The following is a 13,923-nucleotide window of genomic DNA, read 5'->3' as shown; positions in this document are numbered from 1 at the left end:
GCAAGTTAAAATTCAATATAGGGGGCTGGACCATGCAAAAAATGGCTTGGTTTAAACTGCTGAGCTTGGCATTTATACTATCGATGTTTTTAGCCGCATGCAGTGGCCAAAATTCAACATCAGAAGAAAAACAATCCAATGAAAACGATGCGGCTATTGATGATAAAAAGCCTGTTAACGGCGGAGACTTGATTATCGGAACTACGGGATCACCGACTTTGTTTAATCCGCTTTTTTCAAATGATGCTGTGAGTTCGGATGTCGAAACACTTATTTTTGAAGGTTTGGTTGGTTCCAATAAAGAGGACTTATCGCCAACTACCGATGCTCTGGCCGAGAGTGTGGAAGAGTCTGAGGATGGGCTGACCTATACGGTTACATTAAAAGAAGGCATTAAGTTCCATGATGGAGAAGACCTGACTGCCGACGATATTGTATTTACATATAACATTCCATTAAGCGACGACTATGACGGACCACGAAAATCCTATTTCGAAGCATTGGAAAGCGTGGAAAAAGTAGACGAGCGGACAGTCAAGTTTCATATGAAAGAAGTAGACGCCCAATTCCATACGGTCGGACTGACTTTTGGCATCTTGCCCGAGCACATTCTGAAAGATGTGCCGGTCGCCGAACTGGGCGAGCATGAGTTTAATACGAAAAACCCCATTGGTACCGGGCCATTTACATTTTCTGAATGGAAAGACGGCCAATATGTAAAAGTTGAGGCTTTCGAAGATTACTACCAAGGAAGACCTCATTTGGACTCTATCACGCTAAAAATCGTTCCCGATGCCAATGCGATGCTGACTCAACTCCAAAATGGCGACATTGATTTCTGGGATGGCGTACCACCAACAGATATTGAAATGGTGAAGTCATTCCAAGACCAAATTGGAATCAAAATCGAAGAAGGTTTATCCCTTCAATATGAATTTTTCGCCGGTAATTTAAGAAACGACTTGTTCAAAGAGAAGGAAGTACGTCAGGCTATTACCCATGCCATTGACCGTGAAACCATCGTGAAAGAAATATTAGAAGGTCACGGGGAAGTGGCACACACGCCGGAAAGCCCACTAAGCTGGGCATATAACGAGGATGTAAAAAAATTCGAATACGGTCCTGAAAAAGCCAAGAAAATGCTGGCCGATGCCGGTTGGAAGCCCGGAGAAGACGGCATCCTTGAAAAAGACGGAAAGAAGTTCTCATTTGAAATCAAAACAAACCAAGGTAATAAAGTCAGAGAAGACACTGCAATTCTGTTGCAAGAGCAATTGAAAGAGGTAGGTATTGAGGCAAAGCCGAAAATTGTCGAATACAGTTCCCTCATCGCGGATCTCGCTCCGGGAGTATGGAACTTTGATGCGATTGTCTTGGGATGGGCGTTAGGTACAGATCCGGATCCAAGCGGCATCTTTCACACGAAAGAGATAGAAAAAGGGTTGAACTTTTCCGGTTATTCAAATCCCGATCTTGATACGCTGATGGACCAGCAGCTGCGAGAAAAGGATGCGGAGAAGAGAAAAGAATTGATCGGAGAGATACAGGCAAGTCTGGCTGAGGATCAACCATATACGTTTCTATACTATCCAATCAAATTCAGAGCTGTCCCAGCAGAAATGCAAGGTTATGAATTCCATCCGAAACATGCAATCTATAAGCCGCATCAGTGGTGGCTGGATAAGCAGTAATGATGAAAAAGCGCAAGCATCTTTTTATGGAAGTACAGACTCATACAAAAGACGGAAGCTGCGCTGGCTAAGCTCGGACTCCAGGCGTTTCTGAAGAAGATTGGGAAACGGGCATCCGTTTCCCCCTCTCTTTCTTAACCTATAAAAATGTAGTTCATATCATGGTAATTTTACGCAGCGGAAGGAGTCAGACGGATGATCCCTTATATTATACGAAGAATTCTCATGGCCATCCCGTTGTTGATTGGGATTTCTATCATTTCATTCGCTATTATAAAAGCTGCTCCCGGGGGACCCACCGGCCTGTTGATGGACCCTACCATGAAACCGGAAGATCAGGCAAAGTTTGAAGAAAAATACGGTTTGAATGACCCCATCCATGTCCAATATGTAAAATGGATCGGCAACATGGTCAAAGGAGACTTCGGAACGTCACTCATTCGCCGGGGTGTGCCTGTCAGTGAAATGATTTGGAACAGACTTCCCAATACTCTGCTTCTCATGGCTGCCTCTACAATATTAGCATTCCTCATTGCCGTACCGCTCGGTATTTTTTCCGCTATGAGACCTTACACAAAGCTCGACTATACCGTCACCATCGGGTCATTTCTTGGCGTTGCTACCCCCAATTTTTGGCTTGGGCTTATGATGATTATTTTTTTCGGGGTACAGCTCGGCTGGTTTCCAACGGGCGGAGTTGCTACATTAAATGTTCCTTTTAGCATTTGGGATCGGCTTCATCATTTAATTATGCCCGCCTTCGTCCTGGCAACTGCTGATATGGCTGCATTAACCCGCTATACACGATCCAGCATGATCGATGTATTGAGGCAGGATTATATCCGCACAGCCAGAGCCAAAGGGTTTAAAGAACACACTGTCGTTTGGAAACATGGATTGCGTAACGGACTCATCCCCATTATTACAATGTTTGGACTTATGCTCCCAAATTTTATAGGAGGCGCTGCCATTACTGAAATGATATTCAGCTGGCCTGGGATTGGGAGGTTGTTTATTGAATCGGCCTTTAGTCGTGACTATCCTGTGCTCATGGCATTAACCGTAATAACTGCTGTATTCGTAGTAATCGGTAACTTAGTGGCAGACATATTATATGCGATCTTTGATCCAAGGATTGAGTATTAAGGGGGATAGGAATGGCACGTTCTAACTACGATCCAACGATCAATCATGCAGAGACAGACTCCAACATCCCGGATAAACCTGAAACATTAACCTGCATGTTTATCCGCAAATTTTCCAGAAATAAATTGGCGGTTTTCGGAGCTTTTGTGCTGTTGATGATTATTCTTTCAGCCCTATTGGCACCTCTCATCGCACCTTATGATCCTGCCGCAACAAATCTGGCAAACAAGCTGGCTCCCCCCAGTACAGAACACTGGTTTGGCACAGACCGCTTTGGCAGGGACATCTTCTCAAGACTGCTTTATGGCGGAAGAATCTCTCTATTGGTGGGCTTTGGATCAGTGACCGGTGCTCTTCTGATTGGAACAACCATTGGAGCGGTTTCCGGTTATTTCGGCGGAATAATCGATGCGCTGCTCATGAGGTTTGTTGATGTGATCATTTCAATTCCAACGATTTTCTTACTCATTACCATCGTTACGATTTTTCAGCCGAGTGTAGATAAGCTCATTCTGGTTTTTGCGATTACTTCTTGGACAAGTACAGCCAGAATTGTGCGGGGGGAATTTTTAACACTTCGGACAAGAGAATTTGTACTGGCATCCAGAACGATCGGTACAAAACCAGTCAAAATAATTTTCAGTCACATGCTGCCGAACGCCATAGGTCCTCTTATTGTAACAGCCACACTATTAATCGGAACAGTAATCTTAGCAGAAGCTGCGCTTAGTTACCTGGGCCTCGGAGTACAGCCTCCTACACCAAGCTGGGGGAATATGCTCCAGGATGCACAAAACTTTACAGTGTTGATGACGGCCCCATGGTACCCTGCTTTTCCGGGAATGATGATTTTATTAACCGTATTATGTTTTAACTTTGTCGGAGATGGGTTGCGTGACACACTGGATCCAAAAGAACTTTAATTGCAAAAATGGAGGGCTGCCGAAAACCGGCAGCCCTCCTCTCCTCAGGTACTTATGCTTATACTTTTAATGTAGGATTCAGTTTTATGAAGAGAATCGTAAATAGAAACCCGGCAGGGCCTTCAGGAGACCCATTTACTCATAACCTTTGTTGAGGAAATCTGTTGCGACCCCCTCCATTAGGGGGGATCTTTCCTCCTCCCTGCTTTTCCAATTCCTCGGCTAACCTATCCCTTATTAACCAATACACCCATTTGTATCAGTTTAATTGTAAAAGGTCAGCAATTATTTCGGAACTGCCCGGCGTAAATAAAAAGAGCGATAAACCAATGAACAAAATACCGATCAAGCCTAAGGATATCACCCTCCAGGTAAACAATGATTGATATTTAAATGCCTGTAACCCAGCTCCTAACATAAGAAGCACCCCAACAAAAAGAAGGATAAAATAGTAAAATCCCATGAAGTCACCCCATTGTTTTTTTGTACAGTTAAACCGCTTCGTGAGTTCGTTAAGGAATATGTGATACTGCAATTTTGCACATTACGTTTACCATCATGTATCATCGTTTTCAACACGTTGTATAACATTTCCTCTCAGGCCACTAATTATTTTACTACCTTTATCATATATACCTTCGTTACTTTAAATGATCCACTACAAATTTACTCAGATTATATCAAAGAGACCTGCAGCTCAGGCAGGTCTCAGTGTCTTTAAAGAATATCCATATTGTTACTGGTCTTTCTGTTCTTGTGTCTTTCCTGATGAAACAGCAGGTGTTATGTGTGTAGGATCATTTTTTTCAAACTCACCGATATCTGTACCCATTCCTTTTAAAAATTCAAGGAGCAAGGTGATGGAGCGGTTGATTTCAGGATCCCTCAAGGCACGTGCCATACCAATATAACTTGTTTTCCCTTCTTCCTTTTCCGCAGTTTCGGCTGCTCTGGCGATACCTGCATTCAACTTTAATAACAGCGGCTCCAACTGAGTGACATTCAGCATGCCAATTGTCCCAACTAGAAGCATAAGGTTTTTTAGTGAGTTTTTATTTTCCGGCATATTGGCCAAATTAACCGCAATATCCAGTACTTTATCTCCCTGGCCAAGCAAGCCGTTGGCGATATCGAGAACGCCCCGTTGTTTCAAATGGCCAATGACTTTCATTAAATCTAAGATGGCATCTTTGTTGGCTATGAGGGCATCTTCAATTTCCTTTAAATCGTTCTGTCTTTGTTCTTCCTCGTTCACCGGCTTGAATTGAATATTTTTAATCGGTTCAGCCATTTGCCTTCAGTCCCTCCCTTTTCACACGGTCACCAGGAAAGATATAGTCCTCCCTCGCCCATTTCCTTTCTACCTCCACTCCTTTTTGAGGCTGTGGATTTCCAAAACGGTGGTTTGTTCTTGGGAGAGGATCTTCCCCTTTCTCTTTCACAATCTCCATCTTGGCCATAATATCTTTATAGGCCGGTGTATCAGTATCCTTATCCGCAAAGCTGCTCGTCAGCAGATTAATGGCTCCGCTGTTTACATCATTCATTGGCAAATACACTTCATTGCCTTTTACCCGATCGGTGATATGAACGGGTACGACCACTTGTCCATATGGAGAAGTCAACCTGACAAGAGTACCGTTGACAAGCCTTCTTTCTTTTGCGAGCTCAGGCGATACTTCCAAGAAAACATTTGGTGTTTTTGAGGCGATCCCCTCAGACCGGTAGGTCAGGTTTCCTTCATGGAAGTGTTCAAGTAAACGTCCGTTATTGACATGAATATCATACTGCTCTTCGTATTCAAGCGGTTCGGTCCACCTCACCGGGAACAGACGGGCTTTTTTGTCAGGGAACGGAAAACCATCCGTAAACAGTAATGGTGAATCTGTACCATCTTCCTTGACGGGCCATTGCAGAGATTGATAACCTTCGAGCCTGTCATATCTGACACCGGCAAACAATGGTGCAAGCTTTGCAGCCTCTTCCATAATTTCACCAGGATGTTCATACTTCCAGTCAGCACCTAACCTGTTGGCAATGGCCATAATGATCTGCCAATCAGGTTTGGAGTCTCCAAGCGGTTCGAATACCTGATAAAGCCTTTGGAAACGGCGCTCGGTATTTGTAAATGTACCTTCTTTCTCCAGGCTTGGAGAGGCAGGAAGAACCACATCCGCATATTCAGCCGTTTTGGAGAAGAAAACATCCTGTACCACAAAGAAATCAAGCTTTTCAAATCCGGCACGGACATAATTGACATTCGAATCGACAAGAGCCATTTCTTCGCCTTTAATATAGAGCCCGCGGAGTGTTCCGTTATGCATGGCATCCACCATATCATGGTTGTTCAGTCCCGGATGCTCAGGAACTTCTGTACCCCATGCTTTACTGTATTTGGCACGTACTTCGGCATCAGCCACCTTTTCATAGCCGGGAAACCTGTCCGGCATACTTCCGAAGTCACTGGCACCCTGCACATTATTATGGCCGCGAAGCGGATAGGATCCAGTTCCCGGGCGTCCATAGTTTCCTGTGACTAGCAGCAGGTTTGAAATGGCCGTACTTGTATCGCTTCCCCCCAACTGCTGTGTGACACCCATTGCCCATAGAACAACGAGGCTGTCTGACTCGTGTATCATTTTGGCAATCTGAATCAATTCTGCCTTGGAGATACCCGAAATTTTTTCTGCATATTCCAGGGTGTATTCTTCCAGGCTTTTATAATAGGCGTCAAAGCCATTTACTTTTTCGTCAATAAATGTTTTATCAGCCCATCCCTGATCAATGATATATTTTGTGACAGCGGACAGCCATACCAGATCTGTAGAAGGTTTGGGTTTAATGTACACATCCGCTCTTTGCGCCATCTCATGCTTCCTTAAATCCGAAACAACCAGCTTCTGCCCTTTCAGCTTATGTGAACGCTTGACTCGGGTAGCAAGGACAGGATGGGATTCAGCTGTATTGGAACCGATAATCAAAACCATACCGGCCTTTTCAATATCCGTGATGGATCCGGAATCACCGCCGTAGCCCACTGTTCGGAATAAACCCATCGTAGCAGGAGACTGGCAATAACGGGAACAGTTGTCAATATTATTTGTTCCGATGACACCCCTGGCCAGCTTTTGCATTAAATAGGACTCTTCGTTTGTACACTTGGATGAACTGATAAAGCCCAGCGCATGCGGGCCGGATTCCTCTTTAATAGCTGTCATTTTTTCAGCAATCAAATGAAGAGCTTCGTCCCACTCAGCTTCCCGGAATGTTTCGCCTTCCCGGATTAAAGGTTTTGTCAGCCTGTCCTCACTGTTTACAAAGTCCCAGCCGAATTTCCCTTTTACACATGTGGAAATACCATTGGCAGGAGCCTCTGCGTTCGGTTCTACTTTTAAAATTTTTCTTCCCTTCGTCCAGATGTCAAAGCTGCAGCCTACCCCGCAATACGTACAGACCGTCTTCGTCTTTTTAATCCGTTCTTCCCGCATCGCGGCTTCCATATCGGAAATCGCTAAAATAGATCCGTATCCTGTTTCAATATCTTTTGTCAGATCTATCATCGGACGCAAAGTTTCCCGTTTCAGCCCGGTCAGATATCCGGCTTCCCCTTCCATTCCTTTTTCCATCATGGCGTTGCAAGGGCAGACCGTGGCACAGTGTCCACAGGATACACATGATGATTCATTGATTGGAACATCATTATCCCAGATGACACGCGGATGTTCTCTTTCCCAATCGATAGTAAGGGTCTCATTAACCTGCAGGTTTTGACATGCTTCAACACATCTTCCGCAAAGGATGCACTGATCAGGATCATATCGGTAAAAGGGATGGGAATCATCCACTTCGTATGGTTTCGGTTCAAATGGAATGCTCTGATGATTAATCTGCATGTCTTTAACTGTATTATGTACCTCGCACGTTCCGTTGTTATAATCACAAACTGTACAATACAGCTCATGTTTGTGCAAAATTTCATCCATAGCCATAACTTGTGCTTCTTTTACATCCCTGCTTCGAGTCTCGACCACATCACCGCTCTTAATTTCAGTTGAGCAGGATCTGACAAATTCACCGTTCACTTTTACTATACAGGTATCACAAGTTTCAATAGCTCCCAGGCTTGGGTGGAAACAAACATCCGGGACTGAAACTTCAAGCGCTTTCAAGGTTTCCATAATGGTCCCCGAACCTCGGACCTGTATCCGTTCTCCATCAATTGTTACTTTAAATTCAGATGCCAATGAAAAACTCTCCCCTTTCTATCTAACTGTTATATTATAAAAAGTCTATCAGTATTTAAAGTTTTTTTCAAAGAAACCGATAGCAAAGACATTGCTTAAAAAACAGGCCGGCTGCGGGCGGCCGTAGATGGCAGGCGGCTGAATACGCCTGCCCTTTCCTATAGGATTTTAAAATGAAAAGACGCCTCTCCATAATAAATGGAGAAACGTCATTAATTAGGCAGTTCAAGCATTTTTTCTGCCTGCTTTTCACTAATATCTTTAATTAAAGCAAGTTCACTTCCAACTAAACGTTTGGCTTGATGCAGCATTTGTTTTTCGCTGCCATTGAGAGGTTTTTCTTTACCCCTATGCAAAAGGTCATTTACAACCTCTAAGCAGGCACGAAAATCCCCTGTTTTAATTTTTTCCAAATTTGCATTATACCTTTTTTTCCAGGGAAGGTCGGAGTCATTCTCTTCCTGATAATAATCCTGCAGCATCTTCTTGGCTGAGTTACGGTCAACGAGAGGACGCAATCCCGCTTTTGAAGCTTTTTCTACTGGCAGCATCACATCCATATGTTTACTGGGAATTGTGATCAGACAGTACGATTCCACTTTACCGCGAAAATCTTTATTATCAATGGCTTTCACAATCCCTGCTCCATGCATTGGATAAAATACTTTATCCCCAACTTCGATCATGCAGCCCACCTCCTAGTCTTCAGATATGTTCATTATATCACATATTAATAAAATGGTCAAATTTATATATTTTATCACCATCAATCGACATAGTCAATATATTTCACCATTATTTTTTAGGGGAATTTTTTCCTAGTTGATGAGCCATCCAAGCTCCCAGCGACAAGTTTAAGACAGTATTGATCACGGCCGGTACTGCGGCAAGTAAACTAATATGCTCCATCGCCAAAATAGCGGCCAATGCGGTATTGCACAGGCCCGCTTCAAACAGTATTGCTCTCCCATCCGATGGAGAGGCACCTAGATTTTTGATCACAACATATACCAGGCACATCGGAAGCAGGATTTGCACCAATGTCGCAAGTATAAGCAGCGGGAGCAATGACAAGTTTTCTTGTATAAGCATCTTAGATCCAGCTACAACAGCCAATACAATGGCAATTAATGTCGTGGACGAACATAACCTGACGGCTGGGCGCAACACCTCTACCCATGACGGAAGATACTTTTGGACTGCCATTCCCGCCAAAACCGGAAGCAAGACAATCATCATCATTTGGATGACCAAAGATATGTAATCAATCGGAATTAAATGACCCACTGCTGTCTCCATGATCAACGGAGTCAGTATCGGACTGATGAACGTGTCAACTACAGACATGGTGATGCTAAGCACCACTGTCCCATGCGAAATGAATGTATACAAGCTTGCGGCCGTAGCGCTCGGTACACTGCCTGCCAAAATAAAGCCTGCCATCACATCAGGATGCTGATCGAGAAAAACTAAACCTAATCCGACTGATAATAACACTGTAAAAGTCCACTTAAACACAACTCCTGTGAAGACAAGCTTTGGATGTCTGAAGACGTAACGAATACTGGATGGCGGGATGGTCATTCCCATTAAAAATAAAATAAGACCGAGCATGAAGCCGGTCCAGTTCGTTAAGGGCTCAAACCACCAAGGAACTAAGTAAGCTATAAAAGCAAAAACCACAATCCATGCCGGTAAGTACGTTGTAACGGCATAATTAATCCATGTCAACAACTTCAATTGTTACCTCCCACATAGAAGGTTCACCTTGCCTCTCTTTTAAAAGGGCTGTGAGACCGTTTAATACATTTTTCAAAAAGAAAAAGACGGGTCCTTTTGATGCCGTCTTGTCTTCCTTAAAAAATATATTATAGCAGGTTTGTTGTTCTTAAAACACGTAAAGCACGATAATGCTGTAAAATGGGCGGCTGAGAGCAGTCATGATGACCTTACAAGCGAGTTGGTTAACCAACCGGGCACCTTGAAGCGGTCAAAGAGACCCTGTGACGATCGGGCGATAAATTGGAGCCTTGAATGACCAACGAACCAATCCATCGACAAAATGGACGCATTGCCACTCATCCAGACCCTATAGACATAAACAGGACTTCTCACAAAATTCCCGGCTTAAAGGGACAAATAGTATGTGAACATTTACTTTTCATTTTTAACAAAAATAAAAACCACCAAACTATGTATTTGGTGGAGACGGTGGGAATCGAACCCACGTCCAAGAATATCGCCACTCAAGCATCTACGAGTGTAGTCGATATATTCGCATTTCGCATCCTCTTCAGCCTATCGACAGGCTTCCGAAATGCTAGCCTGATTAGTCTCTTCCATAGTCCTCAGGCGGAGGACGTCCGGCGTAGCCCACTGAGAGTGAGACCCTTACCCTACCACATGGGCGATGGAGGGAGGATCCGCATTAGGCCTTATTAGGCAGCTAAAGCGAGGTTATCGTTAGATTTGCCAGTTATTATTGGCTTTGACGTTATTTACGAGGACGATCCCCTCGACTCGCAGCTCGAGCTCGACCTATCCCTGTCGAATCCAAAACGTCCCCATTTTAAAGAGAAACCTTTGGTCAAAGGTCCGTTTCGGGGTACCCTTTCTATCGGGTACAGTTATTATTATAGCAGAAAACGATAAAATTTCAAGGGTTTCATACCCTTTTTACATTTTTTGCCGTTCACGGAATGCTCTTTCAATATCACGTTTGGCTTCTTTTCTCTTCAAGGTTTCACGTTTATCGTATTGCTTTTTACCTTTTCCAAGTCCGATGAGCAATTTTGCAAATCCATTTTTTAAATATAGTTTTAACGGTACAAGTGTATATCCCATTTCTTTCGTTTGACCAATCAGTTTGTTGATCTGCTTGCGGTGGAGCAGCAGTTTCCTCGTTCTAATCGGGTCATGATTATATCGGTTTCCGTGTTCATACGGGCTAATATGCATATTATGGATAAATACTTCTCCATCTTGAATACGCGCAAACGAATCTTTTAAATTGACCCTCCCGGCACGAATCGACTTAATTTCCGTTCCGTGAAGTACAATTCCTGCTTCATATGTTTCTTCAATAAAATAATCATGGTTCGCTTTTCGGTTTTGCGCAACCAATTTCCCCTCATGCTTTGCCATGTTTAACACCCCTGCAACCTTTCATGATACCCATTATAACATGTGAAAAGAAAAAAAATCTCGAAAAGCATTCAGGTGAAGGTTTCAAATCCTTCACCTGATCATGTTTTTTATCAGTTTGAATGTAACACCGTCAAAATCCGTTACGTAAAGAGAATTATCAGATGTGTTCGGATCTTATTCAACAAGACTTGCGGTACCGTTCCCGAGATTAGAGATGTCGATCGGGAACGATTCCAGCCCTTGTGTTACCGATACAACTATAATCAACCTAACTCAGGAACGATCAAAATGTGCGATACCATTCAACATCAAACAACGTTAATCAGGATCCAGTCATCCGGGCTGCCGGTACCGAACGACAGATACCATGAACTTTCACCGGAACTGATTCACTTTCTTACACACTGAAGCAACGTAACCGATCACCATTTGTAATCCATCTTATCGCCTTTTCCCTTTTTTCTTTCTGACAGAAGCAGGCTTATTGGATAAAGATTTTTTCTTCTTCGGCTTTCGTGTCGTCCATTCTTCCTCGTGGCTGTTTCCTTGAGGACCCTTGCTTTTTTCCCCGTTGCTTTTCAACTTGACAATTTTTTTGGATTCACCTTGGCTGCTTTTTCCTTTAGACTTTTTCATACCGGCGATTTCAAAATCGATGGAATGATCATCTTTATTTACATTGATGACGCGGACCGTCACTTCGTCACCAATTCGGTAGACGTTGCCTGTTCTCTCACCGATCAGTGCATACTGGCGTTCGTCATAATGATAGTAGTCGTCTGTCATATAACTGACATGGACAAGACCTTCAATGGTATTGGGAAGTTTGACAAACAGCCCAAAATTCGTTGCAGAGCTGATGATCCCTTCAAACTCTTCTCCAATTTTATCCTCCATAAATTCTGCTTTTTTCAGTTCATCCGTATCCCGTTCCGCATCCACCGCTCGACGTTCCCTCTGCGACGTATGTTGAGCAATTTCATCAAGCTCGGCATTCCACCTTTCACGTGTGGCTGCGTCTAGCTTTCCTTCAAATAAATAGGTCCTGATTAACCGGTGAACAATGAGATCCGGATATCTTCGGATCGGAGAGGTGAAATGCGTATAAAACTTTGTCGAGAGGCCAAAATGGCCGATACTTTCCGGAAAATATTTGGCTTGCTGCATGGATCGAAGCATGACGGTTGAGACAATCAGTTCCTCTGACTTCCCTTGAACCGCTTCAATGATCTCCTGCAAGGCTCTCGGGTGCACAGTATTCGCCGTACCCCGGACAATCAAATTGAAATTGGTAATAAACTCAAAGAATCGCTGAAGCTTTTCCTCCTTTGGATCTTCATGAATCCGGTATAGAAACGGCACCTCCATCCAATGAAAGTGTTCTGCTACCGTTTCATTGGCAGCCAGCATGAATTCTTCTATGATTCGTTCGGCAATCGACCTTTCTCGTATCACGACATCTGTTGGTTTTCCGTCATCATCCACAAGAACTTTCGCTTCTTTAAAATCAAAATCAATGGCGCCCCGCTTCATCCGCTTCTTCTGGAGAATGCCTTGAAGCTCTTCCATCAGCTCAAACATGGGAACAAGTGCCTCATATTTTTCACGCAAGACAGGATCCCGGTCAATTAAAATGTTATTGACATCAGAATATGTCATCCGTTCTGTGGTTTTGATCACCGACGGAAAAATTTCGTGGCTGACCACTTCGCCCTGCTGGTTTAATTCCATGACACAAGATATGGTGAAGCGGTCCACTTTCGGATTCAGGGAACAAATTCCGTTGGAGAGTTTATGCGGGATCATCGGGATCACCCGGTCGACCAGATAAACACTTGTTCCGCGCTCGTATGCCTCGCGGTCGATCGGCGAACCTTCCTTCACATAATGACTCACATCTGCAATGTGTACGCCAAGCTGATAATGGCCATTTTCCAATCTCTTTATCGTTACAGCATCATCCAAGTCTTTGGCATCTGCCCCATCAATTGTCACAATCGTTTCGTGACGCAAATCCCGTCGGTTGCTGATATCCTTCTCGTCAATCGTTTCCGGAATCTCATTTGCTTGTTCCATCACCTCATCCAGAAAAGCAAGCGGCAGGTCATGTTTATGAATTATCGATAAAATATCAACACCCGGATCATTCTTATGTCCAAGTATTTGGATGACTTCACCCTCCGCATTTTTTCGGTTTTCAGGGTATGAAGTAATCTTGACGATGACCTTATGACCTTCTACTGCTCCCATACTGGCATTTTTCGGTATAAAAATATCATCGGCAATTTTTTTGTTATCCGGAATGACAAAGCCAAAATGCTTGCTCTCGCTGTAAGTTCCTACTACCTGTTCTGTTCCGCGTTCCAAAATGCGTACAACTGTGCCTTCTCTTCGGGTACCTCCGCTGGATAGAGACACCCTGACAAGCACCCTGTCGCCATGCATGGCACCACTCATTTCATGCGGCGGGATAAATATATCATCCATTCCAGGTTCATCAGGGATTAAGAATGCGAAACCTTTCGCATTCCCCGTCAATGATCCCCGTACAAGGTTCATCTTTTCCGGGACACCGTACCGGTTGCTTCTCGTCCGGACAATCTGCCCTTTTTCCTCCAAAACAACCAGCGCCTTCACAAAGTCCTTAAAGTTTTCCGATCCCTCAATCCGGAACTCTTCTTCCAGTTCTTTGACCGTCAATGGCTTATATGCTTCGTCTTTCATATATGCTAAAATCCGATCAGTATAGATTTGCAGTTGATCTTCCATCGC

Annotated in this window: 9 protein-coding genes and 1 other RNA gene; 3 read left to right on the top strand and 7 right to left on the bottom strand. The window is 43.8% G+C overall.

Annotated features, from left to right (window positions below):
* Positions 1 to 32 precede the first annotated feature (32 nt).
* The 3 genes from ACFSCZ_RS18150 to opp4C all read left to right on the top strand — a co-directional run bounded on the left by ACFSCZ_RS18150 (position 33) and on the right by opp4C (position 3,760).
* A complete protein-coding gene (locus tag ACFSCZ_RS18150; protein WP_380776040.1) occupies positions 33 to 1,691 on the top strand; it encodes a peptide-binding protein in 1,659 nt (552 codons plus the stop codon).
* Between the two features lie 195 nt (positions 1,692 to 1,886).
* Positions 1,887 to 2,837 carry an ABC transporter permease gene (locus ACFSCZ_RS18145; protein ID WP_380776033.1) on the top strand — a complete coding sequence of 317 codons (951 nt, stop codon included), beginning with the start codon at positions 1,887 to 1,889 and terminating at the stop codon, positions 2,835 to 2,837.
* An 11-nt stretch (positions 2,838 to 2,848) separates the two neighbouring features.
* Positions 2,849 to 3,760 (top strand): oligopeptide ABC transporter permease, encoded by a 912-nt coding sequence (opp4C, locus tag ACFSCZ_RS18140; protein WP_380776030.1) that lies wholly within the window; start codon positions 2,849 to 2,851, stop codon positions 3,758 to 3,760.
* 736 nt (positions 3,761 to 4,496) lie between these two features.
* Here opp4C and ACFSCZ_RS18135 read toward each other — a convergent pair.
* The 7 genes from ACFSCZ_RS18135 to rnr form a co-directional block, all read right to left on the bottom strand.
* On the bottom strand, positions 4,497 to 5,051 hold the full coding sequence (locus ACFSCZ_RS18135) for a helical membrane plugin domain-containing protein (protein WP_380776027.1): 555 nt from the start codon (positions 5,049 to 5,051) through the stop codon (positions 4,497 to 4,499).
* Complete coding sequence (fdhF, locus tag ACFSCZ_RS18130) at positions 5,044 to 8,004, bottom strand: formate dehydrogenase subunit alpha (RefSeq protein WP_380776024.1); 2,961 nt, start codon at positions 8,002 to 8,004, stop codon at positions 5,044 to 5,046. Before fdhF ends, ACFSCZ_RS18135 begins: the two co-directional genes overlap by 8 nt.
* A gap of 212 nt (positions 8,005 to 8,216) precedes the next feature.
* Complete coding sequence (locus ACFSCZ_RS18125; RefSeq protein WP_380776021.1) at positions 8,217 to 8,690, bottom strand: CarD family transcriptional regulator; 474 nt, start codon at positions 8,688 to 8,690, stop codon at positions 8,217 to 8,219.
* Positions 8,691 to 8,799: 109 nt separating this feature from the next.
* Positions 8,800 to 9,744 (bottom strand): bile acid:sodium symporter family protein, encoded by a 945-nt coding sequence (locus ACFSCZ_RS18120; RefSeq protein WP_380776018.1) that lies wholly within the window; start codon positions 9,742 to 9,744, stop codon positions 8,800 to 8,802.
* A 460-nt stretch (positions 9,745 to 10,204) separates the two neighbouring features.
* Positions 10,205 to 10,570: a transfer-messenger RNA gene (gene ssrA / locus ACFSCZ_RS18115) on the bottom strand.
* A gap of 110 nt (positions 10,571 to 10,680) precedes the next feature.
* Entirely contained in the window at positions 10,681 to 11,148 is a 468-nt protein-coding gene (gene smpB, locus ACFSCZ_RS18110; RefSeq protein ID WP_380776015.1) for an SsrA-binding protein SmpB, read from the bottom strand.
* A gap of 444 nt (positions 11,149 to 11,592) precedes the next feature.
* Entirely contained in the window at positions 11,593 to 13,920 is a 2,328-nt protein-coding gene (gene rnr, locus ACFSCZ_RS18105) for a ribonuclease R (RefSeq protein WP_380776012.1), read from the bottom strand.
* Between the last annotated feature and the right edge of the window lie 3 nt (positions 13,921 to 13,923).

This window comes from Siminovitchia sediminis (assembly GCF_042680885.1).
Taxonomy (GTDB): domain Bacteria; phylum Bacillota; class Bacilli; order Bacillales; family Bacillaceae_C; genus Siminovitchia; species Siminovitchia sediminis.
The sequence above is the reverse complement of the archived record's forward strand: the minus strand, read 5'-3'. Positions and strand labels throughout refer to the sequence as shown.